A 23,469-nucleotide genomic window follows, 5' to 3' on the forward strand; every position below is an offset into this window, starting at 1 on the left:
TTACCAGACCTTCCATGGAGCGTTATTATTTTCCCATAGCTCGACTAATTTATTTTTATCACGTAATGTATCCATAGGATGCCAAAAACCAGTATGTTGAAATGCTTCCAATTCGTTTTTATTTACTAACTGAACTAAAGTGTCTGTTTCAAATACAGACTTGTCTCCACTAATGTAATTGAAAATATCGTGATTTAATACAAAAAATCCACCGTTAACCCAACCGCCATCACCTAGTGGTTTTTCTTGAAATGATGTGACAGATTGTTTATCTAAAACGAGAGAACCAAATCTACCGGGAGGTTGTACGGCTGTAACAGTAGCCATTTTTCCATGTTTTTTATGGAATGCGATAAGTTCTTTTATATTTACATTACTTAATCCATCGCCATAAGTGAGGCAAAAAGGTTCGTCTCCGACATAATTTTGTATCTTTTTAACTCGTCCACCCGTTTCGGTATTTATACCGGTATCGATTAATGTAATTTTCCACGGTTCTATACGATGAGAATGGCTAGTGATTGTGTTGTCGCTTAAATGTATTGTGAAATTTGACATGTGTAAGTTGTAATTTAGAAAGAACTCTTTAATTGCATAGCCTTTATAACCTAAGCAAATAATAAATTCAGTAATACCGTAATGACTAAACAGACTCATAATGTGCCATAGAATAGGCTTCGTACCAATTTCAATCATTGGCTTTGGTTTTAAATGTGTCTCTTCCCCAATCCTTGTACCGTATCCACCAGCAAGAATAACAGCTTTCATTTTGTCCTCCTAAAATAAAAAGTTATAGTAATTACAGTATTCATATTTTATGCGAATGGTTTTATATTTTTTGCTAAGTAGGAGGAATTGTGTGAAAGTATGTCAGTGCGTATAACATCACGGTTTGAATTTTGGGAATAATTCTTGATATTCAGGATGATTACGAAGGTCTTGTGTTACGTTACTAAGCTCTAAAAAACGGGTTTCGAGTTCCTCAGGAGATTGTCCATAATGAGTTTGGAGTCCCATTTGAACACCCATTTTTGAAAGGGTAGGTGTAATTTGTAATTTTCTTGCCTTTGACTGTTCATTCCAAGGGCTAAAATAAAATTTTAAAATAAATGAAGGGTAGTCATAAACTATATTCCCGTGCCGCGAATAATGTCTACCAGGTAAATATGCACCATCTAGATGAATGTGAATAAATCTCTAGGCACATCCCAGTTTTGGGTTGTAAGGGAAGACACCGTGGTATCGTTGTTCTACTAATGGGATAGAATATCTTGGCTTAGAATAATTGTACTTATGGCTATCTATCATTAAAATCATTCTAATCGCATACATATTTTGTCCTAGCGTATGAAGAGATGAGAAAAACTCTTCTTTATTATTACAACAAAATAATTCCGTAGTATTTAAAACGATTTTCCAGCCTGAAATTTCTCTTTCAATTTCCATCACTTCAATATCAGTATTAGTTGGATCAAACTCAAGAAATCTAGAATCTCGTACTTCCCAGTGGGGAGCGAGTAATTTGCATATCTCAACAGAACGATCTGTAGAGCCTCTATTAATTAATATGCCGTGATCCAATATTTTTGTATGATGCATAAGCCACCAAGGAAGTAAGTACTCTTCGTTATAAAAATGAGAAATGATAGTCTTTTTTATGTCAATCTCCTCCTGTACAAGTAATCATTATTAGTAGGATATGCTTTTAAATAAGAAAGGTTAAAAGGTGCGGGCTATGTAGTGATTAGGTAATAGTTTAGTAATTCTTTTGTATAGCTGCAGATTACTCGTATTGAATAATAAACCGTCACGTTTGACTGTACAGTTTATGTATTGTATGATGGTAGTAATATAAACAAGGGGGGAAGATCGTTGGGAAGGTGTATCGAATCGGACAGTTGGCTCTCATGGCTCACGTGTCGAAACGAACGATTGATTATTATACGAATCTAGGTATCTTAAAAGCGGAGCGATCTCAATCTAATTATCGCTATTACGACGAAACAGCATTTGAGACGTTACAATTTATTGAAAAGTGCAAAGAAATGCATATGCCGCTTTGTGAGATTAAAGAGAAAATCGAGGAGAAGAAGAAGCTGCTCGGTATCAATGAACACGTTTCGAAACAGGTGAATGAAGTGACAGACCATATTCATAGATTAGAAGCAGAGCTAACGGAGTTAAAGCCTCTTTTAGATGAATTGACTGATTCACAACGTGAAAAAATATCGAAATCTTTATCAGGTCAAACGACAGCTTTAATACAAACACTTGCTCTATTATTATAGAATAAGTGAAATCCGACCTCTTTAATTTTTGTATCGGGCTATGTTTTCTAACGAACAAATAAGAAAACATTATAGTATACAGGAGGTGGACACCTTAGTTTTTTAACTAAGGGGATTCATTGGAAATATTTAATTTAGTCATGGTTGCGATTTTAATCGCATTTACTGGATTTTTCGTAGCAGCAGAGTTTGCGATTGTAAAAGTACGTTCAAGTCGTATTGATCAGCTTGTTGCGGAAGGGAAACGCGGTGCTTTAGCAGCGAAAAAGGTAACAACAAATTTAGATGAATATTTATCTGCTTGTCAATTAGGTATTACAGTTACAGCGATGGGACTTGGTTGGTTAGGTGAACCGACGATAGAAAAGTTATTACACCCGTTATTTGAGAAATGGAACATAAATCCTTCTATCTCATCAGTATTAACGTTTGGCCTTGCTTTTATGCTAATGACGTATTTACACGTTGTCGTAGGGGAATTAGCTCCGAAAACGATGGCAATTCAAAAGGCTGAACAAGTAACGTTGTTATTGGCAGCTCCGTTAATGATGTTCTATAAAATCATGTATCCATTTATTTGGGTATTGAACGGTTCAGCTCGTGTTATAACTGGCTTATTCGGTTTAAAACCAGCTTCTGAACATGAAGTAGCTCATACAGAAGAAGAGTTACGTCTTATTCTTTCAGAGAGCTACGAAAGTGGAGAAATTAATCAAGCTGAATACAAGTATGTAAATAATATCTTTGAATTTGATAATCGCATTGCGAAAGAAATCATGGTACCGCGTACAGAAATCGTTGGTTTCTATCTTGAAGATTCAGTAGAAGAACACATGAAAGTAATCCAAAATGAACGATACACACGTTATCCGATTTTTGGAGAAGATAAAGATGATATTATCGGTATGGTCAATGTAAAAGATTTCTTTATTCGATATATGAACAACGATCAAGAAGATTTATCATCGATTCGCACGTATATGCGTCCGATTATTGAAGTGATGGAAACAACTCCAATTCATGATTTATTACTGCAAATGCAGAAGAAGCGAATTCCAATGGCTGTTTTATATGATGAGTACGGAGGAACAGCTGGAATTGTAACGCTTGAAGATATATTGGAGGAAATCGTCGGCGAAATTCGTGATGAATATGATGAAGATGAAGCACCACCAATTCAGCATGTGAACGAGTATCATAAAATTGTTGATGGGAAAGTGCTTATCACAGAAGTGAAAGATTTGTTTGGATTACACATTGAAGAAGACGATGTGGATACAATCGGTGGATGGATTATGATGCAAAATCATGAAATCGAAGAAGGACAATGCGTTGAAGCAGAAGGCTATGAATTTAAAGTGTTAGAAAAAGATGCTTATCAAATTAAACGTGTTGAAATTCAAAAAATGGAACAAGAACAAGAGAAAGCAGCAACTGTGTAAGTTGCTGCTTTTCTTCTAGCACATAATAAAATGTGAAATTAGGAGCGGATATTTTGATTCAAGTAGCCTTACGTGTATATCGAGTACAATTGTATACGATCTTTAGTGGTTTACTACTAATGTGGGCGGTTACTCCGTTTGGAAAACAAGTGACAGGATTCGGTATTGGATTAGCTGTAAGTGCATACTGTCTTTGGTTATTAGCTCGCAGAGTTGAGAAATTAGGAAGAAGTATTGTGATGAAAGAAAAGGCTCCTGGATTAGGAGTTTTAAACCGATTTGCGGCCGCAATATTAGGGGCTATCATTATGTTTGAAATTGAGCATGAAATGGAAATGTGGGCATTTGGTACTGGAATATTAGGTGGACACTTTTTAATGATTGCGAATTTAGCCTATGCAAATATGCAGTTAGTAAAAGAAGAAGAGAAACAAAGAGAACATGCTTCGAAAAACATAGAGTTATGAGGAAAGGGACCTAATCAGGTTCCTTTTTCGCGTTTAAAAATAAATGAGATAATACGAGTGATTTACTGGTATTTATCGGATTTACGCCAAACATAATACGCTTATTTTTGAGGCATTTCAATAGTATGAAAAAAATTAAAAAAAAATTTAAAAACCCATCGATTTCTAAAGCTTATGTATGTTATCATGACAAAAGAATTTACGAAAGAGGTGGATACCAATGTTACAAGCGTTACTTATTTTTGTGCTTCAAATTATTTATGTTCCAGTTTTAACAATCCGTACGATTTTGCTTGTAAAGAATCAAACAAGATCCGCTGCTGGTGTAGGATTGTTAGAAGGTGCTATTTACATTGTCAGTTTAGGGATTGTGTTTCAAGATTTATCAAATTGGATGAACATTGTCGCCTACGTCATTGGCTTTAGTGCGGGACTATTATTAGGCGGTTATATAGAGAATAAATTAGCAATTGGATATATTACGTATCAAGTTAGTTTACTAGACCGTTGTAATGAATTAGTAGATGAATTACGTCACTGTGGATTTGGCGTTACAGTATTTGAAGGTGAAGGAATTAATTCTATACGTTATCGCTTAGATATCGTTGCAAAGCGTTCGAGAGAGAAAGAGCTTTTAGAAATTATTAATGAAATTGCACCGAAAGCGTTTATGTCTTCTTATGAAATCCGTTCGTTTAAAGGTGGATACTTAACGAAGGCGATGAAGAAGAGAGCGCTGTTGAAGAAGAAGAAAGATGAACATGCATCGTAACCGGTTTTGTTGACGGTAGGGAGATATTAAAAATAGATTAATTTGGGATACCAATTCACATATGAATTGGTATCCCTCTTTTGTTGTTATAGCAGAACTTTAATGGATTTACTGTACCAATTATAAATAAGGAAACATATTGGAGACAGCGCTTAATTTTATGTGGTGTTGTAAAAGCCTATGCTAAATTCATTACGAATTGGATATTCAAATTTATGATTAAATGTAGACAGGAGAAAGAACTTAATACGAAGCGAACTTATTTTTTATGGAAATTACAATTTTTACATTTTAAAATTATAATATGGAATAGTTGAATTCATTTATTTCGGAGGTAGTTACTTGAACATTAACGAGAAGGCAATTGAATGGTTCGAAAAGGGATACAAAGAATACTGGAAAAGTCCCAATTGGATCGGTAGATTTGTTTATGCTCTATATAAAGCTAATGATTTCTCGCGTATATATGAAGTTATACGGGAATCTATTGAAGAGAAGAAAGTGGAAATAGAAGATGTTAAGAACGAAGAAATAGAAGAAAACTGGACAGAAAACGATAAGAAAGAGTTAATTGAGGAATATATAGAAGAGAATAATTGTTATAAAAAAATGAAAGAACGTATCAAATCTGGATATGTTCCAGGGTTATACTTTGAAACTTATCATATAGGGGCTTGTTATTTATTTGGTTGTAAAAGACATAATCACCTTGAATATGAAAAATAAAAAGATTCGACTGTCAAACATGATGGTCGAATTTTTTTATTATAGGTCGCTTGTCTAAAGGTACCATCTCAATTGTAATATGTTAAAGATGTTTCGTATCATTAGATAGGAATATATCCCCTTTAGAGACCCCTTTTTTAATATTTAAAATATGTAGTGAAATAAAGCCAATAAGTCCTATTCCGCCGAAAATAAGCCATGGTGTATACATTCCGTTTAAGTTGGATGTAAAAGATGTACCGGTATAATTACCGATGATAAAACCAAATGCGAGTGATAGTTGATAAAATCCGAAGTAAGTAGCTGTATACGATTCGTTACTGTAATTTGCAATAGCGATATCAGCGTTAGGTAATACGAGTGTTTCACCGATTGTAAATAAAATTACACAAATAAATAGCCAATATGGGTCTTGAAATAAAGGAATGAGTAAAAAGGAAATACTCATTAATAAAACACCGTATTTAATAATCGAAAGGGTGTTGTGTTTGTGAAATAGTTTTCGGAATAATACCATAAATATGACGCCTGTTATTGCATTTATCGTAATAACTAGTGTAGCAAGTTGATTACTATGACTAATGTTTTTCATATGAAGTGGAAGTGCGACAGTAAGCTGAGTAAACATAATATAGAAGAAAATCATGATAAATGAAAACAGAAGGAAAGATTTGTTTTGTAAAATTGCCTGTATTCCTAATGTAATAGACGTGTTTTCAGTAGAAACTTGGAAGTGGTTTTTTAGTAAGTAAAAGATTAAAGCGAATATCAGCATAAGAAATCCTGTTAGAGAGAAAGCATAAATCGGATCGAGTAAGAGTAAAAAACCTCCTGCGATTGGTCCGATTATTGCACCGCAATTAAAACTAAGGTTTAAATATGTAAATAAATTTTTTCTCATATGAGCTGGTTGTGAGCCAAATATAGCGCGAGCAGCAGGTTCGTAAAATGCAGTTCCAAAGCCAATAAGTGCGGAAGAAATAGAAATTGTATAGAAATCAGAGTATATTCCTAAAGCAATAAACCCAATTCCTCTTAAAAATAATCCAGCTATCATCATAATGATATAGCCTATTTTGTCCGCGATTAATCCTGAGAATAAAGGGATAACTCTTGATGTGATTGTCATAACCGTCAAAACTGTTCCGACTTGCATGGCTGAAAAGTGGAGAAAATTTAATAGATAAATAGCTAAAAATGCAAATACCGCAAAATAACCAAAAGACATAAAAAATGAAGAAATAAGCATGAAACGTATCGGTATTGAGAAATTTTTCATAGAACTCCTCCTAATTTTGTAACCGGTAAAATTAATTGATGGTTAACTATTTTATATTATAATTATACATAAAGTCAGAAAAAAGTAAATTTTAAGAAGAAGGTGAATGGAATTGAATCAGAATGCACCACATGAATTAGAATATATTCGGGAATTTTTAAATACATGGAAAATACCAAACGATACGAGAGAGCCAATTGATTTGCTACAAACAGAAGGTGATATAAAGCAATTTATGAAAAAATATTTTCATGAAGAGTTTTCATTTCATACAATAGATGAATTGAAAAGTTTTCGAGAAGACATCCGGTTAACAATTGAAGGCGAAGGATCGTTGCAAAAATGGTTAGAAAAATACCCATTTCATGTACATATAAAGGGAGATATGAAAAGTGTTACATATGAACCGGTGCAAGAAGAGAATGTGTATACAAAAGTATTGAGTATTGTTTTAATGGCGATTCAAGAAAAGTCGTGGGGAAGGTTAAAAGCCTGTCCAGATTGTCGCTGGGTATTTTATGATCATTCGCGTAATGGAAGTAAAAGATGGTGCGGTATGTATGCTGGGGAAGAAGGCGGAAGAGCGTGCGGTACAATTGCAAAAGTGAAAAATTACCGAGCGAAGAGAAAAGGAAGATCGGGTTATAATGTGTAATTTATTATGAGAAGAAAAAATCGGTTGGGGGAATGTAGGATATGGAAGGCACACAAATGTTAGCTTTAAATAAAAAGTGTTGGGATACAGTTGCACCATATTTCTTTCAAGTTGATTGTTTACCAAAATACGGCCCGTATACAGCGTCTGAAGATGAAATTCATCTATTTGATTCAATCAGAAATAAAAAGGTTCTTGATATTGGATGTGGGAGTGGACACTCATTGCAATATATGGTGGAACATGGGGCAGAGGAATTGATCTTTCAAGTACACAAATTGAAACGGCACATGAAACGTTAAAGGGCTGGGATCCAAAGTTAATATGTGGAGCAATGGAAGAAGAAGTGGAAATTCCGAAAGAGTATTTTGACATTGTATATTCCATCTATGCATTAGGTTGGACTTCAAATTTAGAAAAAACATTAGAGCTTATGTATTCATATTTAAAGCCAGGTGGAAGCTTTATTTTTAGCTGGGAGCATCCGATATATTCAAACTTACTGTACGGAACAGAGGAGATTGTTTTAAATTCCTCTTATCATGAAGAAACTCCTATTACGTTTGAAACATTTAAAGGGGAAGATGTACAAGCGACATTATATAAGCGAAAAATGAGTACATACATAAATGAGTTAAATAGAGTTGGTTTTACAATTGAGAGAATAGAAGAACCCAAACCAGCTAGCTCGTTTGATGAAGAACTAGCGGAGCCTTCTACGAAGTATTATTCTTTATATAAAGCTAGGATGGTGCCGACGACGTTCATTATTAAGGTAAGGAAGTAAATAATGCTGCATAAAGAAGGGGAAAAAATGAGTCATATTAATATGGTGAAAATTGGTGAAGTATTATTTCTAACATTAATATATATCCAGAGTATATTGGAGGATTAGCTGGCCTTGAGGATTACTATCATGCAATTGTTATTTTTTATATGAATGATTTCCAGGAAGAAAATAACGAGTCGTGGGCTAGAAAGCCAAGGGGACTAAGTGATTTAGATGAAAAAGGATGTTTTGCGCAACGGACAAAGTATCGTCCAAACCCTATTGGAATTACTACTGTTGAAATATTGTCCATTGAAAATAATGTTATGACTGTGCAAGGATTAGATGCTAATGATCAAACGGCTATTTTAGATATAAAACCATATATTGCTGCTTTTGATGCAAGGGAAAATGTTAGTGTTCCAGATTGGATGAATAAATTGATGCAAGATTATTTTTAATGCTAATACAAAAAGATTTGCAGTTCATAATTGCAAATCTTTTTGTGTTAAATATTGTATGCATGGTTTATTTATCTCTTCGGTTGAAAAATATGCTGAAAAAAGTATTTGTGATGTAAGTTATCTACAACTTTATTTGCTTGATATGTGCGATGTTGTTCGAGTCGAAGTCTTTGCTCCATCATTTTTATTGCGTGATCAGATAAACGTAACATAATACATCTCTCCTTTTCTATAAATATAGGTTTTTAATTGGTATCGTTCCCATATTTATAACTAAGGAGGTATACTGTGTAACATAGGCAAAAAGCACCTTCCTCTCCCATTACGCTTACGAGGTTAGCTGTCGGACTCGGGAAGTGAGAGTTTCCCTACTTAAATAAGATTCGCCCCAAGTAGCATGGCTACAAAAATGGTTCCCCCGCTCCAAAATTTGGACTCAGCAAAAGGTTTTATAAAGTAAAAGATAACATAAATAAATTAATGAGTCAAACTATTTTATGTTTTCTGTCTTTTTAGTTGTGTAAGAATCATACGATCGGTAATTGTTATATCGGTTACTTCAATGAAGCCGTGTTTTTTATATAATGCAATAGCAGGGGTATTTGCTTTACCTGTTTGTACAATGTATGCCATTGAAGAAGGGAACATGTTAAATATATAAAGTAGGAGTTTCGTTGCGATTCCTTTTTTAAAAAAATCAGGCGATACAACTAGTCGGTGAATATCAATTAGCTTTGCTTCTTGTATAAAAGAAATAAAGCCGACAAGTTTATCTTCAGAAAAATATCCATAGAATGTTTCAACGCAACTTTGAATATCGTTTACAGTATCATATAAACGGGGTATTGCAGTACTGTTTAAATAATCTGCTTCAACTTTATAAGCTGGAATTTGAATCTGAAAAATGGATGCTGCTACCTCAAAAGAACTGGAATGTAACTTATGAATCATAGATAATGAAGCCTCCTTTGAATATGATATATTAATATAATTGATTGATGGGTAAGTTTGACAATATTTTTCTTTTTTGCATATAATATATGTATCTCCATACATAAAATGTTCTTGCGTTTATTTTTATAGCAGAATATGGTTAGTGTAAATGAATTAGTAATCTTATATTATAGTTTTGTTACTCTTGTATTTGATCATACAAAACTATAATAGAAATGGAGGACTAAAAATGGGATGGATTATCACATTAATAGTTGGTGCTATTATAGGTGCAATTGCTAGTTCTATAACGGGTAAAAATTTCCCAGGTGGTATGTTCGGAAATATTATCGCAGGTTTATTAGGTGCTTCGTTAGGTAGTAGATTATTTGGATCTTTTGGGCCATCATTTGGTGGAATTCATGTCGTGCCAGCATTATTAGGAGCAATCGTATTAATTCTTATTGTATCATTTGTAGTGAAAGCTGCAAGGAAATAAAGATATAGATAATGATGAAAAGCCCTGAGGAAGGGCTTTTCATCATTCAAAGAGGTGGTTTCATTGGAGAAAGTAAATATAAGAAAAAGAGACAAGTTAAAAAAGTTTTTTAGAGAACAAAATTATTTAGCAGTGTTACTTGGATTTGCATTATTGTTCATTAACATATTATTGCTAACAAAAATTTCTTTCGTTTTTACCCCGTTTATCGTCTTTTTAAAAACAATCTTCTTCCCGGTATTATTAGCCGGAGTGCTATTTTATATCTTGCACCCATTCGTTTCACTTTTAGAAAAGAAAGGTGTTTCAAGAATCGTATCGATAGCCTCGATATATTTAATAGTACTAGGATTATTTGTGTTTTTAGTTGTAACGGTTATCCCTATTATTAAAGATCAAATTGATGCATTAATAGATAACTTACCGTATTTCGGTCATGAAATCGAACGAGCAGCACGTAGATTTGGGGAAAGTAATTTACTCGGTAAAATTCAGGAGAATTTAAATATTGATGTAGCGAATATAGTAAAAGACTACACAGTTGATTTTACAAAGTCATTATCATCAGTAACTGGAAATGTAACTGGATTTTTAAGTACACTTACAGAAGTTGTTTTAACATTTGTCATGGTTCCGTTTATATTGTTCTATCTATTAAAAGATGGTGAACAATTACCGAATCACTTTTTGAAGTTTATTTCAGAGCAAAGACAACCGGCAGCAAAGAGAATACTAGATGATATGCATTATGCGATTAGTTCGTATATAAGAGGGCAAATTATCGTTAGCTTGTTTATCGGTATTATGCTATTAATTGGTTACCTTATTATTGGTATTAAATATGCGGTATTACTTGCTATTTTAGCGATGATTGTAAATATCGTTCCGTACGTAGGTCCAGTTATCGCAATAACTCCAGCGTTAATTATCGCATTTATTGACTCGCCAGGAATGGTTTTAAAGGTAATTATCGTTATGATGGTTGTGCAATTAGCAGAAGGTAAGTTTATCTCCCCGCAAGTAATGGGGAAAAAGCTAGATATCCATCCGATTACAATTATATTTATCATTTTAACTGCTGGAAACTTATTCGGTATTATGGGGATAGTTTTAGCAATTCCAGGGTATGCGATATTAAAAGTGTTAGTTACACATAGTTATAGATTTGTAAAATTGAATACGTAAAAAAGAGCTAAAACAGAGAAACCTGTTTTAGCTCTTTTTTATTAATAATTGATTTGCGTATTGGCGTGCCCATTGATCAGCTTCTAATATAGCATCGAGTGAAGGGTCGTTTACGTTATGATGAGCTTCAACTGTATTGTAAATTGTTTTTTCGATATCGAAAAATGTAATTTCATTTTTAAGAAATAGTGCATTTGCAATTTCGTTCGCTGCATTTAATACAGCTGGAGTTGTACCGCCAATTTTTCCACATTCAAATGCATATTGTAGACAGGGGAACTTCTCTAAATTTGGTTTTTCAAAATGCAAACTACCAATTTCTAATAAATTTAATTTTTCATAGGATGAAGGTAGTCGAGTAGGGTAGTGAAACGCATATTGAATCGGCATTCTCATATCAGGGGCACCGAGCTGTGCCATGACTGATCCATCAATAAACTCTACTAAAGAGTGAATGATACTTTCTTTATGAATCATAACATCAATTTTTTCATAAGGAATATCGAATAGCCACTTAGCTTCCATCACTTCAAACCCTTTATTCATTAACGTGGCAGAATCTATCGTTAGTTTTGCGCCCATTAACCAGTTTGGGTGTTTTAATGCATCCTTCGCTTGTAATGTTTTCATTTCTTCACGTGTTTTATCACGAAAAGCGCCGCCAGAAGCTGTAACAATTAATTTTTCGATTTCCTTATTATTTTCCCCATTTAAACATTGGAAAATAGCTGAATGTTCACTATCGACTGGAATTAAGCGGCATCCGTTTTGTTTCGCTAGTTCGGTTACGATATGTCCAGCTGAAACTAAAGTTTCTTTGTTAGCGATGGCGATATCTTTCTTCGCCTTTAATGCTTCAATTGTTGGGAGTAGACCTGAAACACCGACAACTGAACTTAATACAAGATTTGTATCAGGATGGGTAGATACTTCAATTAAACCATCAGTTCCATATGTAATTTTTGTATTTGTTGAAATACGAGAACGTAATGTGTCCGCTAATTCTTTTGTCGCTACGCTTACAATACGAGGCTGAAACGACTCGATTTGTTTTTCGAGAAGATCGATATTATAATTTGCGGTTAAACCGACGATTTTAAAATGTTCAGGATGAGCTGAAACGACATCTAATGCAGATGTACCAATGGATCCTGTTGAACCTAAAATGGATATATATTTTACCATGAAAAAACCTCCAAAGTTGTTACGATTATTTCTGCAAACCTATATATTATTAGACAATTAAGGTGGGAATTCCTGCTATATAAAACAGAAAATTAGGGTTTAATTGGAAAGGGAATGTGATAAACTGTAAAAAATAACTAAAAGCAATGAAAGAGAAGAGTACATATTCAAACCTTTTCAGAGAGCTGATATGTGGTGGGAATCAGTAAGAGATGAATATGGAATGGGCTCTGGAGCTTCTTACTGAAATGAGTAGGTAAAGACGGTTACTTCACGTTAAGAAGCTGAAGTGAGCTATAATGATAGCTAATAAAGGTGGTACCGCGGGAGTCTCTCGTCCTTTTTTTAAGGATGAGGGGCTCTTTTTGTTTTTTTTATTTTGAGAAAGGAGGAGTTAGTATGAGTGAAAAAATAATGTTAACAGGAATTAAGCCGACAGGTTATCCGCATTTAGGAAATTATATTGGTGCAATTAAACCTGCATTGCAAATGTCAAAAAATAATGAAGGAAAAGCATTGTACTTTATAGCTGATTATCATGCGTTAAATGCTGTTCATGATCCAGAGAAGTTTAGTAGTTATACGAAAGAGGTAGCGGCTACTTGGTTATCACTTGGACTTGGAGAAGATGTTATTTTCTATCGACAAACAGAAGTGCCGGAAATTTTAGAGTTAGCTTGGATATTAGCTTGCTTAACCCCGAAAGGACTTATGAACCGTGCCCATGCGTATAAAGCGAAGGTGGAGCAAAATAAAGAAGCAGGATTAGAAATCGATGCAGGAGTTAATATGGGATTATATACGTACCCGATTTTAATGGCAGCTGATATTTTATTATTTCAAGCGACTCATGTACCGGTAGGAAAAGATCAAATCCAGCATATTGAAATCGCTCGTGATATTGCGACGTATTTTAATCATACATTTGGCACGACATTTACACTTCCTGAGTATGTAGTGCAAGAAGAAGGGGCAATTTTACCGGGACTTGATGGAAGAAAGATGAGTAAAAGTTACGGAAATGTTATCCCATTATTTGCAGAGCAAGAAAAACTAAGAAAGTTAATATTTAAAATAAAAACAGATTCCTCACTTCCGAATGAACCGAAAGAACTAGAAACGTTATTTACAATATATAAAGAATTTGCGACAGAGGACGAAAATCAGGCGTTACGCGAAAAGTATGAGACTGGAATCGGATGGGGCGATGTGAAAAAAGAGTTATTCCGCGTTGTAGATCGTGAGCTAGCTGGACCTCGGGAAAAATACGCAACGTATATGAATGAACCCTATTTACTATATGAAGCATTAGAAAAAGGTGCTGAGAGGGCGCGGGCTATTGCGAAGATAAATTTAGCGGAAATTAAAAAACGGATTGGATTTGAGAGGGAACGTTAAGCGTTCCCTTGTTTTTTTCTGTATGAACCTTAAATATTTATTCGTTATATCTGTATGTGAAGTGAGGAGGCACATTTTCTTTCTAAACTTATTAGTTGCATATATTAAAAAATATGCTAATATAGGGATACTTATTAAACTACTTTAATAAGTATCATTAAAGTCACTTATTAAACATGTTTAATAAGTGTAATTCATTCGATAACAAAGGAGAGGAGTGTATGAAAACTGAGAAAGAAAAGATGTTGGCGGGAGAAATGTATATGCCGGATGACGAAGAATTAGTAGCTGATAGAATTGAGGCAAAACGTTTAACACGCCTTTATAACGAGGCTATGGAGACTGGTGATGAGCACCGCTTTACCTTATTAGAGCAGCTTTTAGGTTCTTCAGCTGACGGGAAATCACACATTAACTCTGATTTTCGTTGTGATTACGGCTACAATATCCACATTGGAAAGAGCTTTTTCGCAAATTTTAATTGTGTTATTTTGGACGTTTGTGAAGTGCGAATCGGTGATAACTGTATGCTTGCACCTGGTGTCCACATTTATACTGCTACTCATCCGTTACATCCGGTGGAACGGAACTCTGGCAAAGAATATGGGAAGTCTGTAAAGATAGGCAACAATGTTTGGGTTGGCGGAGGAGCTATTATTAACCCTGGTATTTCAATTGGAGATAATGTTGTAATAGCCTCTGGGGCAGTTGTGACAAAAGATGTACCTAATAATGTAGTTATTGGTGGTAACCCAGCCAAAGTTATTAAAACGATAGACGAATAGAAATCGTTTTTCATCAGTGCATAAATAAATTAGTGTCATATCGTATAGACAATTTGAAAGGTGTTTCATATGGAGAAATATAGTGCAGACAATCATACAAAGACATTACGTGCCTCTCGAAACGCTCTTTTTCTCTTATTTGCTTTGCCAGGCGTCGCATTTGCTACATGGATTTCAAGAACAGTAGCTACTCGAGATATTTTAGCAGTGTCAAATGCAGAAATGGGCTGGATTTTGTTCGGACTATCTGTCGGTTCAATAATCGGTTTGCTGAGTGCAAGTCGCTTTATTGACTGTAAGGGAGCTAGAGACGTTATTATAGGCAGTATGTTTTTTATGATTGTTGGATTACTTTGTTTAGGTATTACTATTTATTTTGTTTCTAGTATGGGGGCTTTTAGTAGCTTACTAGTATTTGGAGTAGGATATGGATTAGCAGAAGTCGCATTGAATGTAGAAGGTTCTTCTATTGAGCAGAAATTAGGAGCAACTCTTCTTCCGAAATTTCATGGCTTTTTTAGTATAGGAACTTTAATAGGCGCGCTCAGTGGTTCTGCCGCCATCTCGCTTCACATCCCGATTCTGTATCAGTTTCTTGCGATTTCGGTCGTGTTTGTATTACTTGTATGTATGTTGTATCGTTTTCTTCCGCATGGAACAGGAAAGAAGGAGAAATCGCGGAACAAAAAGCGAGCGAAGCGTACGTCCTTACGTATGGAAAAAAAGGTGCTTTTAATTGGTCTTTTCGTGCTTGGAATGGCATTTGCAGAAGGAAGTGCAAATGATTGGCTACCTATCGTAATGGTGGACGGACATCAACAAAGTGTAGTGACAGGTTCTATTATGTACACCGTTTTTGTGTTGGCAATGACATTAGCTCGTATGTGTAGTAGTTATTTCCTTGATCGATTCGGTCGTGTCGCTGTCATACGTACTACTATTATTATGGCGATTATAGGAATTTTAATCGTAATATCGGGGAGTAACTCGTATTTTCTAGCAGTTGGTGTAGTGCTGTGGGGGATTGGTGCGTCGTTAGGTTTCCCGATTGGGCTTTCTGCTGCTGGAGATGACAGTGAAAATGCGACTTCAAATGTTGCTACAGTTTCTATAATCGGTTTTACAGCGTTTTTAGTCGGACCACCATTTTTAGGGATACTTGGAGAAGCATTTGGAATACGTAATGCCTTGCTAGCTGTTTTATTATTTGTTATCTTGTCTGGAATTGTATCGTCTGTTACGAGAGAGAATACATCGAGTTAAATACGGTGCCGCTAGTAGAAATATATCATCTCTATTGCTTTAGAAAATGATGTATGATATATTGTCAACGCAGCTTATTAAAAGTGTTTAATAAGTATGTTGATTAAGGTGGTGAGCGATTTGAGTGAACAATTTATTACTCAAAAATCGATTAAAGAGACAATACTCCGCGGCATTCGTACAGCTCTTCTAGAGCGAGGTAGTGCAACGAAAGTTGAACTTAGTAATACATTAGAAATTAGTTTTCCAACGATAAGTAAATTTATAGAAAATATGAAACAAGACGGTGAAGTCACTTTAGCTGGTTTAGATGATTCAAGTGGCGGAAGAAGAGCAAAACGATATGAATATAATCCAGAATATATGTTAGGTTTAGCGATATTTTTAGAGAGAAATGAGACGAACTATACAATTTTTAACTGTTTAGGGGAAGTAAAAGAACAAGGGAGTACTTCAAGTGCATTAATTGATACTGGCCTAAGCGTATTAACAGAACATATAGAAAGTCTTATAGCTACGTTTCCAAAAATAAGTTCTATATCAATTGGTGTTCCTGGTGCGGTCGATAATGGGCGTATTTTCTACATCCCTGGATATGAAAAGTTCCAAAATTTTAATTTGAAAAGTCACTTGGAGGAACGGTTTTCTATACCTGTAGTAATAGAAAACGATATGAATGCTGCAGTGCTCGGCTATCATAAAAACACGGGAAATAATGACAATTCTTCTCTTGTATATTTGTATTCAGGTCAAAATGGACCAGGTGCGGGAATTATGGTAAATGGAGATGTCGTACGCGGAAGTACATTTTTCTCAGGAGAGATATCTTTCGTTCCGCAGTACGATAATAAAAATTTCCTGCAAGCTTTAAGAAGTGGAGAAGAAGTTGAAAATTCCAATAATCCAGAGGGATATAATATAGATGCGATTACTCGTTTAATAGCTACATGTATAGCTATTATTAACCCTCATGGATTCATCTTCTGTGATGATGAAGTGAACCAATTCGTAATAGATCAAATTGTAAAAAGTTGTCCGCAGTATATCCCGGCAGAACATATTCCGAAAATAACAGTGAGTAATTGGAAAGAAGATTATTTATATGGATTAAAAAGCCTTGGACTTGATCTTATGATTACGAGAACAAATAAAGAAAATTAAATGTGCTGGCAATGAAGCATCCAATTGTCAGTTGAATAACATAAAAGAAAAGGTGTCGATTATGAAAATTGAACATGTAGCAATTTGGGTGAATGATTTAGAAGTTATGCGTGATTTCTATAAACAATACTTCAATGGTGAAGCGAACGCATTATATCACAATCCGAAAAAACAGTTTGAATCGTATTTTATAACTTTTGAAAGTGGCGCACGTCTAGAACTTATGAGACAAGTAGGGATAGACGATAAAATACAAACACAAGTAATAGGATATGCGCATATGGCTTTTTCTGTAGGTAGCAAAGAAAAAGTGAACCAATTAACGGATAGGTTAAGAGAAGCAGGATACCCTCTGTTAAACGGCCCACGCACTACTGGAGATGGTTATTATGAAAGTGTAGTAAGTGATCCTGAAGGAAATCAGATTGAGATAACAATCTGACATTTTATTTACTAATAACTGATAAAAATATAAAACTTTGTTGTTCCCCAAAATGTTTACGAGAAATCTATTATTTCTTCAGAAAGGGGGACATAACATTGAGTGAGTCAATTTTTATTTTCTGTATATATCCATTGCTTATTTGTATTTTTTCAATAGCTTTGACATATAAAGTAGGTACATTTTACATGATGCCAATGGTAACATTTCTTATTTTTCTTATGTTAAATGTTACATTGTACGATCCACCATTTTTCTTTTGGGTGGGCATGTATACTATATTTTCATTCGTTATTTCTTATATAACTATCTTATTTGTAAAGGGATATAAAGATGTAGAAAAAGAGCACTAATATCAATTAGTTATTAAGAGATGTAATGTAATAAAGTAGTTATTTTGGGGGCAATAGGGATTTACGGTGAACGATAATAACCTCATTTCGCGTTATTATGACGGGAAATGAGGTTGTTTTATTTCTATTTAAAATAAAAATAAGCATTCTATCTTAACTACATGTAACGTTTTTTAATTGGAGTGCTGAAACTCCCTAATAATCCTCTCAATAACAGGAGGAAGGTTACTAGGTAGTTCATCAAGTGAAAAGAAGCGCAGTTCTTTCGATTCCATTTGATCGCATACAAGTTCACCGTGGAATTCTCGGCAAATATAAACAACGAGTACACCGTGTACTTGATCGCCGTTTGGATAGATTTGAAAAAAATCTGGTCCTGAGTATGTACGGAACAGTTCTGGATTTTTAATGATAAGCCCAGTTTCTTCAAATACTTCTCGTTTTAAAGCATCTTCTAACGTCTCGTTATATTCTAAGGCGCCACCAATAATACCCCAGCGTTTAAAGTCTGTCCGGAGCTGCAGTAATACTTCATTTTTCTCATTTAATATAATGGCGTGTGAGCCTATTAATATAAGTGGGTGATTTCCTACTAGATTTCTTACGTCTTCAATATAACCCATAATTTTTCTCCTTGTATTTAATAATAGTTTGGAAGTTCTTTTAACATTTTTTCTGTTTTACGTGCTGTATAGGCTAAGTTATGATCATCTTTTGTTCTAAAGTATAATGTGCGTAAAAATGTTTTAATGTTAGCACATAAAATACAATACTCATTAAGAGAAAGGCGTTTCCTAATTTGAGGAAGCCTTTTTATTTTTTTATGAATAATTGAAATTAACTCATCTTGCGAGAAGTCATGATACAGCATTGATATTAACGGCGTAACAATACGTTCATCTTCGTTATTATGAAAAATATCAGATGGAATGAAGATTTTATTTAATAAACAATGAATGAGCTCTTCATACCACTCAAAGGTCGTATATGAATTATGAACTACTTCATTAAATGCATCGGAAACATGTGCAATACAATGAGCCCAACCTTTCTCTTCAATATAACCCCGAAAATCAGTTTCTAAATTTGTATATGTAATGAGTTTTTGTTTTATTTCTGCAATATCCTCCTCTGTTAGAAAGTAATGGGAGTTGGAAAATTGGAGTATTAAGGCAATTAAAGAAACAGTATAGGAGCGTGTGAAAACCCCATCTGTATATGGGGAATTAATATCACAGTATAAGTATTCATCGCTTAGACAAGTATGTAAAAGTAATTTAAGTTGATCGTCGAGAAGTACTTCATCGTGAATAAAGTGAGAAAAACATTTATAAATAAGCTGATAACGAACGTAATTATCAGTCGTTCCGATATGCTGAAGCATATGGATTGTTAACTCATTTATATCTATATGTTGCATTTGCGAATAATCATTTTGTTGTATAAGCTCTAACTGTTGTTGCAGTGCTGTAATATCCAATGGAGAACCTCCTCCGCACTTTAAAGATGCGATCTTTTCTAGTATTCTATATATTCAAGGACAATCCTGCTCATGCAAGGAGAACCATTAGAAATTCGAGTATGACATAGATGAGGGAAGAATATGACGACAATAGAACAGTTAGAAAAACATTTTAAAATAAGAAGAAGTGCTTCTTCTATAACAATAAAAGAAAATAACGCAGAGATTTTTACAGAAGAGCAATTAGAAGAGATGATGCAATATTGCGTTGCTGAGGCAGAAAATGAAGGATTAGAAAAACTACATTTTGAGGTTTCTTCAAAAAGCCCAAATTATAATGTGTATAAGAAATGCTTCGAAACGTATTCATTTGAATATATTACTGAAAACATGATTGTATTTAAAGATATATACGAAGTAGAAGATATAGAAAGTGATATTGATTTTAAATTAATTGAAGAAGTAGGAGAAGACATTTTTTATTCACTGTGGAATGAAGTGACGGGAGAACAAGTCGATTATAATCAATTTGTACATATGATGGAACAAGAAATTGGTGGGCAATGGAAAGAGCATTGTTTAACAGCGGTTGCAAGTGAAGTGCCAATAGGAATTGTAATCCCGCATATTGAGAGAGGTACGTTAGAAGAAGGGAAACTGATGTATTTCGCAGTCACTCCAAATATGCGAAATAAAGGGTATGAAGCAGCATTATTTACAGGGGCGATGTTTGTCTTAAAAGAAATAGGTGCATCTTATTATATTGGCGAGACAAATATACAAAATGAGTGGATGAAGGATGTTTTTGGGAAGAACGGATGTCAGCTTCTCAGTTCTACTGAGCGATATGTGAGAAAGTTTTAGAAGGATGAATAATGTACTCTCTCGAACTCATTTAGCGGGAGGGGAGTATATATGTTAAAGCAAACAATACATTCTTTCACTTTACTGTATCCAGAGGTATTGTTAGAAGGCTGGGAAATTGAAAAAGTTTCAGAATGTTATGAAGGTGAAAAGTGGGAAACTTTTTGGTTTCAGATCGTTACGCCATCTGGAATGTTTCGGGTAAAAGAGTTTTTCCTCGATATAATGGAGCCGGCATTTCCTGATAGTTGTATTTCTCAGGCAAAAGGAGATTGTTTTCAATATAAAGGGCTTGTGTATTGGAAAGGTATAAATTATAAGGGGAAAGAAAGTTATGTTACATCTAAATGGAAAACACAAATTGAAATTTCTATTGATCGTGGATATGTAAAACAAGATGAAATAGAAAGACTCTTATTCGGGTTACAGCCGGTAAATAAGGAGTTTGCGACAACGATATTACATACACCATTTCACTTATTAAGCTTTCAAGCGAAAATAGGTGGAATTGGTGAGATAGGAAGATGTCGAGAGTGGAATTTTCCAGATGACGTAACATATTCGAAATTGCTAGTTCATGAAAAGTTAAGCTGGAAGCTCGAATCGATCGGATTAGGAAATGATGAAACGCAGTATGTATACTGGGACGAATATAATAAACTATATGCACTTTGGGCTTGTAAGCATAAAAACAAAGCGTACTATCCTGTTTCTTCATGGACAACGAATTATGGCGTGAAACAGATTATAAACGGGTTAGAGTTTTATTCGCATAGAGATCGGGGAACAGTTGTATATGAGGATTTAGGCAATGAACAAATCGCATATGTATTTCGAGGGAATCCATGTACAAACTTTGAACAAGTAAAAGAACTTTTTGCATGTTTGTAAGATAAAAGGGAAAATCGGAACGACAAAGTAAGCTTTCCTATAATACAATAGAGAAGGATTAGACTATACGAAGAAAGCGTTGGTGAAAGTATGAAGCAGCAAAGAAATTGGCTACAAGCAACTGTAGAACGAAATGAAGATAATATGTTACATATAGAGTGGGAAAATAATATAGAAGAAGTGAAAATTTATTGGAGTAATTCACCAGATCATATTGAAGAAAATGGTGAATTACTTGTAACGGTAAATGGAGAATCATCATGTATAATTGAAAACCCGAGTGAGAATGAGCGTCCCTATTTTAGGTTAGTAGGAAATAATGGACAAGCAGTTACAGTCGCGGAGCGCAGATTACCATTACAAGGTGCGTTTAACTTCCGTGATATGGGAGGGTATGAAACGACAGAGGGCCGTAAAGTAAAATGGGGCAAATTGTACCGCTCTGAAGAATTAGCAGGACTAACAGAGTGGGATATCGAGTATTTACAGAAGTCGGGCTTAAAGTTAATTTGTGACTACCGTACAGACTTTGAAGTAAAGCATAAGCCGAACCCAAGTGTTAGAGGTGCTCGTCAAGTGTGCTTACCAGTTATGCAAGATTTGGCGAAAGACTTAAATATAAATGAGTTTTTCCAAGTTGGTGACCTTTCTGTGTTAGGAAAACCAGGGGAATACCTTGTGAAAATGAATCAAGATTTTGTAAGTGGTAATGAGGCGTTCGTGAGCTTTTTAAAACTCGCGCAAAATCCGGAAAACTTACCGTTAGTAAACCATTGTACAGCTGGAAAAGACCGTACTGGATTTGGCTCAGCGTTATTATTACTTTTACTAGGTGTACCAGAAAAAACAGTAATGGAAGACTACTTACTAAGTAACGGTTTCCGTGAAAAGTTAAACGAAAAAATGATGGCCTTTTTAGGTGCAAAATTACAAAACGATGAAAGTAGAGCAATATTAGGTGCAATGTTTGAAGCGCGCGCTGAGTATTTACAAGCTGCAATGAATGAAATCCAAAAGCAATATGGATCAGTTGAAGCATATGCTGAAAAAGCTCTTGGCTTTACGAAAGAGTCGTTAGAGGAAATGAAAGTGTTATTGCTAGAAGATAAATAACGAGGAGGGAGGCTGATTTGGATTAGCCTCCTTTTATTATTGTTGCTATAATTTTGTTTATGAGGATGCTGTGCACCCTGGGGGAAATGGGTGCAAAGAACATACGAATCGGGGGATAGAATGATTCATACACGTTTAAAGGCAGAAGAGTTAAGGGGAAAGCTAACAACAATATTAAGTCAAGAATATAAGGAATTAGCTGTTCAGGATTTAAAGGTGATTGGAACGGGAGTGCAAAATATCGTATTTCGCGGAGATTCAGAAAAAGGGCCATTAGCATTTCGAGTGCCGTGGGAAAGAGAAGTAGAAAATATAAATGAAGATGTATTTAATAGTCGGATTTCGTTGCTAAAGGAAGCAGAGCTTTCTAAGTATTGTCATTCAAAAAGTATTCCAGTACCAAGTATACACGGATTGCATCTTTCTACCGAACTTGATTTTTTAATATCGGATTATGTGGCTACGGATCATATGCCAATTTCTGCATACGAAATAGGGGAGTTAGTCAGCAAGCTTCATAGTATGCCAATTGAAGGTTTACATTACGAGCAGAATATTAAAGAGCCAATTAGTAAGTATATAGCGGAACGTATTGTGAAACGAGTAGAAGGTTTTAATACAATTACGAATTGTGGTATTAAACTTCCAGATGCACAAACAATTGAACATATTCTTAGTACAGCTAATCATGTAAAGTGTTTATTACATATGGACATTCGACCAGCCAATTTAATTGGGTATAATGGAGAAGTTAAAGCAATAGTTGATTGGGATAACGCTTTAATTGGTCATCCATTATTGGAGCTTATGAGAATAGCTGAAACAAATGAGGTTAGTTGGGATGAATTTAAAGATGGATATAAGAATGATAGTATCTTTAATGCTACCCCTCATATTGTTAATTTATTTTATAGACTAGATACAGCGGTCATGCTAGCAAACTTATTTATAGCACATTTGAAAATAAAGGATAAAGGTGTATTCTATAAAGAGCGAGTCAAAGCACTTTATAATGAAATATATAAAAGCTTATAATTAAGCTATGAAAATGAAGTTTTGAAAATAGGAATTGA

Annotated in this window: 24 protein-coding genes, 4 pseudogenes, 1 riboswitch and 1 other annotated feature; of the genes and pseudogenes, 20 read left to right on the plus strand and 8 right to left on the minus strand. The window is 34.6% G+C overall.

All coding sequences use genetic code 11. From position 1 onward, the window contains the following. Entirely contained in the window at positions 1-768 is a 768-nt protein-coding gene (gene rfbF / locus ACFWDE_RS08835; protein ID WP_377891575.1) for a glucose-1-phosphate cytidylyltransferase, read from the minus strand. Positions 769-885: 117 nt separating this feature from the next. Then, positions 886-1,599: pseudogene (locus ACFWDE_RS08840) on the minus strand (glycosyltransferase family 2 protein). A gap of 281 nt (positions 1,600-1,880) precedes the next feature. Between ACFWDE_RS08840 and ACFWDE_RS08845 the strand changes: the two are divergent. The 5 genes and pseudogenes from ACFWDE_RS08845 to ACFWDE_RS08865 all read left to right on the plus strand — a co-directional run. Continuing rightward, on the plus strand, positions 1,881-2,288 hold the full coding sequence (locus tag ACFWDE_RS08845) for a MerR family transcriptional regulator (protein WP_025149265.1): 408 nt from the start codon (positions 1,881-1,883) through the stop codon (positions 2,286-2,288). A gap of 119 nt (positions 2,289-2,407) precedes the next feature. Next, positions 2,408-3,730, plus strand: a complete 1,323-nt coding sequence (locus tag ACFWDE_RS08850; RefSeq protein WP_377891578.1) for a hemolysin family protein — start codon at positions 2,408-2,410, stop codon at positions 3,728-3,730. Between the two features lie 53 nt (positions 3,731-3,783). Beyond that, positions 3,784-4,197 (plus strand): ATP synthase subunit I, encoded by a 414-nt coding sequence (locus ACFWDE_RS08855; protein ID WP_219919377.1) that lies wholly within the window; start codon positions 3,784-3,786, stop codon positions 4,195-4,197. A 220-nt stretch (positions 4,198-4,417) separates the two neighbouring features. Further along, positions 4,418-4,969, plus strand: coding sequence for a DUF2179 domain-containing protein (locus tag ACFWDE_RS08860; RefSeq protein ID WP_002146565.1), 552 nt, complete (start codon positions 4,418-4,420; stop codon positions 4,967-4,969). 342 nt (positions 4,970-5,311) lie between these two features. Then, positions 5,312-5,695, plus strand: a pseudogene (locus ACFWDE_RS08865) (hypothetical protein); the annotation flags it as partial. An 82-nt stretch (positions 5,696-5,777) separates the two neighbouring features. On the opposite strand, the gene ACFWDE_RS08870 reads toward ACFWDE_RS08865, so the two are convergent. Beyond that, positions 5,778-6,974, minus strand: a complete 1,197-nt coding sequence (locus ACFWDE_RS08870) for an MDR family MFS transporter (RefSeq protein WP_377891581.1) — start codon at positions 6,972-6,974, stop codon at positions 5,778-5,780. Between the two features lie 112 nt (positions 6,975-7,086). Between ACFWDE_RS08870 and ACFWDE_RS08875 the strand changes: the two genes are divergently transcribed. The 3 genes and pseudogenes from ACFWDE_RS08875 to tsaA all read left to right on the plus strand — a co-directional run bounded on the left by ACFWDE_RS08875 (position 7,087) and on the right by tsaA (position 8,859). Continuing rightward, on the plus strand, positions 7,087-7,629 hold the full coding sequence (locus ACFWDE_RS08875; protein WP_063217606.1) for a CGNR zinc finger domain-containing protein: 543 nt from the start codon (positions 7,087-7,089) through the stop codon (positions 7,627-7,629). A gap of 41 nt (positions 7,630-7,670) precedes the next feature. After that, positions 7,671-8,416 (plus strand): annotated as a pseudogene (locus ACFWDE_RS08880) (class I SAM-dependent methyltransferase). 27 nt (positions 8,417-8,443) lie between these two features. Continuing rightward, positions 8,444-8,859 (plus strand): annotated as a pseudogene (tsaA, locus tag ACFWDE_RS08885) (tRNA (N6-threonylcarbamoyladenosine(37)-N6)-methyltransferase TrmO). A gap of 71 nt (positions 8,860-8,930) precedes the next feature. Here the strand turns inward: tsaA and ACFWDE_RS08890 are convergent. Then, complete coding sequence (locus ACFWDE_RS08890) at positions 8,931-9,074, minus strand: hypothetical protein (protein ID WP_000945246.1); 144 nt, start codon at positions 9,072-9,074, stop codon at positions 8,931-8,933. Between the two features lie 97 nt (positions 9,075-9,171). Next, positions 9,172-9,314: riboswitch (cyclic di-AMP (ydaO/yuaA leader) on the minus strand. A gap of 43 nt (positions 9,315-9,357) precedes the next feature. Continuing rightward, the gene (locus ACFWDE_RS08895) at positions 9,358-9,918 is read right to left on the minus strand and encodes a GNAT family N-acetyltransferase (RefSeq protein WP_377891584.1); all 561 of its coding nucleotides are present in this window, start codon (positions 9,916-9,918) and stop codon (positions 9,358-9,360) included. Positions 9,919-10,045: 127 nt separating this feature from the next. On the opposite strand from ACFWDE_RS08895, the gene ACFWDE_RS08900 reads away from it, so the two are divergent. Both ACFWDE_RS08900 and ACFWDE_RS08905 read left to right on the plus strand, forming a co-directional pair. Next, complete coding sequence (locus ACFWDE_RS08900) at positions 10,046-10,294, plus strand: GlsB/YeaQ/YmgE family stress response membrane protein (protein WP_000539737.1); 249 nt, start codon at positions 10,046-10,048, stop codon at positions 10,292-10,294. Positions 10,295-10,357: 63 nt separating this feature from the next. Beyond that, positions 10,358-11,479, plus strand: a complete 1,122-nt coding sequence (locus ACFWDE_RS08905) for an AI-2E family transporter (protein WP_002146570.1) — start codon at positions 10,358-10,360, stop codon at positions 11,477-11,479. A gap of 27 nt (positions 11,480-11,506) precedes the next feature. Here ACFWDE_RS08905 and ACFWDE_RS08910 read toward each other — a convergent pair whose 3' ends face one another. After that, entirely contained in the window at positions 11,507-12,664 is a 1,158-nt protein-coding gene (locus tag ACFWDE_RS08910) for a 1-deoxy-D-xylulose-5-phosphate reductoisomerase (RefSeq protein WP_002146571.1), read from the minus strand. A 137-nt stretch (positions 12,665-12,801) separates the two neighbouring features. Then, positions 12,802-13,009 (plus strand) — a binding site (T-box leader). Positions 13,010-13,063: 54 nt separating this feature from the next. Between ACFWDE_RS08910 and ACFWDE_RS08915 the strand changes: the two genes are divergently transcribed. The 6 genes from ACFWDE_RS08915 to ACFWDE_RS08940 all read left to right on the plus strand — a co-directional run bounded on the left by ACFWDE_RS08915 (position 13,064) and on the right by ACFWDE_RS08940 (position 18,066). Then, positions 13,064-14,062, plus strand: coding sequence for a tryptophan--tRNA ligase (locus ACFWDE_RS08915; protein WP_377891588.1), 999 nt, complete (start codon positions 13,064-13,066; stop codon positions 14,060-14,062). 221 nt (positions 14,063-14,283) lie between these two features. Continuing rightward, entirely contained in the window at positions 14,284-14,847 is a 564-nt protein-coding gene (locus ACFWDE_RS08920) for a maltose acetyltransferase domain-containing protein (protein WP_377891590.1), read from the plus strand. A 69-nt stretch (positions 14,848-14,916) separates the two neighbouring features. Continuing rightward, complete coding sequence (locus ACFWDE_RS08925; protein ID WP_377891592.1) at positions 14,917-16,110, plus strand: MFS transporter; 1,194 nt, start codon at positions 14,917-14,919, stop codon at positions 16,108-16,110. A gap of 120 nt (positions 16,111-16,230) precedes the next feature. Next, a complete protein-coding gene (locus ACFWDE_RS08930; protein ID WP_377891594.1) occupies positions 16,231-17,271 on the plus strand; it encodes an ROK family transcriptional regulator in 1,041 nt (346 codons plus the stop codon). A 61-nt stretch (positions 17,272-17,332) separates the two neighbouring features. Continuing rightward, the gene (locus ACFWDE_RS08935; protein ID WP_377891596.1) at positions 17,333-17,713 is read left to right on the plus strand and encodes a VOC family protein; all 381 of its coding nucleotides are present in this window, start codon (positions 17,333-17,335) and stop codon (positions 17,711-17,713) included. Between the two features lie 98 nt (positions 17,714-17,811). Then, the gene (locus ACFWDE_RS08940; protein ID WP_377891598.1) at positions 17,812-18,066 is read left to right on the plus strand and encodes a YbeF family protein; all 255 of its coding nucleotides are present in this window, start codon (positions 17,812-17,814) and stop codon (positions 18,064-18,066) included. A 173-nt stretch (positions 18,067-18,239) separates the two neighbouring features. On the opposite strand, the gene ACFWDE_RS08945 is transcribed toward ACFWDE_RS08940, so the two are convergent. Together ACFWDE_RS08945 and ACFWDE_RS08950 are read right to left on the minus strand one after the other, a co-directional pair. Further along, the gene (locus ACFWDE_RS08945) at positions 18,240-18,689 is read right to left on the minus strand and encodes an NUDIX hydrolase (protein WP_377891600.1); all 450 of its coding nucleotides are present in this window, start codon (positions 18,687-18,689) and stop codon (positions 18,240-18,242) included. Between the two features lie 17 nt (positions 18,690-18,706). Continuing rightward, the gene (locus ACFWDE_RS08950) at positions 18,707-19,546 is read right to left on the minus strand and encodes a DUF2785 domain-containing protein (RefSeq protein WP_002146581.1); all 840 of its coding nucleotides are present in this window, start codon (positions 19,544-19,546) and stop codon (positions 18,707-18,709) included. Positions 19,547-19,669: 123 nt separating this feature from the next. Here ACFWDE_RS08950 and ACFWDE_RS08955 point away from each other — a divergent pair, with 123 nt between their 5' ends. From ACFWDE_RS08955 to ACFWDE_RS08970, 4 genes are all read left to right on the plus strand, one after another. Continuing rightward, positions 19,670-20,392, plus strand: coding sequence for a GNAT family protein (locus tag ACFWDE_RS08955; RefSeq protein ID WP_377891602.1), 723 nt, complete (start codon positions 19,670-19,672; stop codon positions 20,390-20,392). 51 nt (positions 20,393-20,443) lie between these two features. Next, positions 20,444-21,283 carry a hypothetical protein gene (locus ACFWDE_RS08960; protein WP_377891604.1) on the plus strand — a complete coding sequence of 280 codons (840 nt, stop codon included), beginning with the start codon at positions 20,444-20,446 and terminating at the stop codon, positions 21,281-21,283. Positions 21,284-21,373: 90 nt separating this feature from the next. Continuing rightward, positions 21,374-22,396: a tyrosine-protein phosphatase gene (locus tag ACFWDE_RS08965; protein ID WP_377891606.1), complete on the plus strand. Its 1,023-nt coding sequence runs from the start codon at positions 21,374-21,376 to the stop codon at positions 22,394-22,396. 120 nt (positions 22,397-22,516) lie between these two features. Beyond that, positions 22,517-23,431 (plus strand): phosphotransferase family protein, encoded by a 915-nt coding sequence (locus ACFWDE_RS08970; protein ID WP_377891608.1) that lies wholly within the window; start codon positions 22,517-22,519, stop codon positions 23,429-23,431. The last annotated feature ends 38 nt before the right edge of the window (positions 23,432-23,469 follow it).

Source organism: Bacillus sp. NPDC060175, from assembly GCF_042728695.1.
Lineage (GTDB): Bacteria > Bacillota > Bacilli > Bacillales > Bacillaceae_G > Bacillus_A.

Excerpts from the sequence above, each read along its gene's own strand:
- rfbF (WP_377891575.1), bottom strand. The coding sequence starts at position 768 with ATGAAAGCTGTTATTCTTGCTGGTGGATACGGTACAAGGATTGGGGAA.
- ACFWDE_RS08860 (WP_002146565.1), top strand. The coding sequence starts at position 4,418 with ATGTTACAAGCGTTACTTATTTTTGTGCTTCAAATTATTTATGTTCCA.
- ACFWDE_RS08870 (WP_377891581.1), bottom strand. The coding sequence starts at position 6,974 with ATGAAAAATTTCTCAATACCGATACGTTTCATGCTTATTTCTTCATTT.
- ACFWDE_RS08890 (WP_000945246.1), bottom strand. The coding sequence starts at position 9,074 with ATGTTACGTTTATCTGATCACGCAATAAAAATGATGGAGCAAAGACTT.
- ACFWDE_RS08895 (WP_377891584.1), bottom strand. The coding sequence starts at position 9,918 with ATGTATGGAGATACATATATTATATGCAAAAAAGAAAAATATTGTCAA.
- ACFWDE_RS08900 (WP_000539737.1), top strand. The coding sequence starts at position 10,046 with ATGGGATGGATTATCACATTAATAGTTGGTGCTATTATAGGTGCAATT.
- ACFWDE_RS08910 (WP_002146571.1), bottom strand. The coding sequence starts at position 12,664 with ATGGTAAAATATATATCCATTTTAGGTTCAACAGGATCCATTGGTACA.
- ACFWDE_RS08915 (WP_377891588.1), top strand. The coding sequence starts at position 13,064 with ATGAGTGAAAAAATAATGTTAACAGGAATTAAGCCGACAGGTTATCCG.
- ACFWDE_RS08920 (WP_377891590.1), top strand. The coding sequence starts at position 14,284 with ATGAAAACTGAGAAAGAAAAGATGTTGGCGGGAGAAATGTATATGCCG.
- ACFWDE_RS08925 (WP_377891592.1), top strand. The coding sequence starts at position 14,917 with ATGGAGAAATATAGTGCAGACAATCATACAAAGACATTACGTGCCTCT.
- ACFWDE_RS08935 (WP_377891596.1), top strand. The coding sequence starts at position 17,333 with ATGAAAATTGAACATGTAGCAATTTGGGTGAATGATTTAGAAGTTATG.
- ACFWDE_RS08945 (WP_377891600.1), bottom strand. The coding sequence starts at position 18,689 with ATGGGTTATATTGAAGACGTAAGAAATCTAGTAGGAAATCACCCACTT.
- ACFWDE_RS08955 (WP_377891602.1), top strand. The coding sequence starts at position 19,670 with ATGACGACAATAGAACAGTTAGAAAAACATTTTAAAATAAGAAGAAGT.
- ACFWDE_RS08960 (WP_377891604.1), top strand. The coding sequence starts at position 20,444 with ATGTTAAAGCAAACAATACATTCTTTCACTTTACTGTATCCAGAGGTA.
- ACFWDE_RS08965 (WP_377891606.1), top strand. The coding sequence starts at position 21,374 with ATGAAGCAGCAAAGAAATTGGCTACAAGCAACTGTAGAACGAAATGAA.
- ACFWDE_RS08970 (WP_377891608.1), top strand. The coding sequence starts at position 22,517 with ATGATTCATACACGTTTAAAGGCAGAAGAGTTAAGGGGAAAGCTAACA.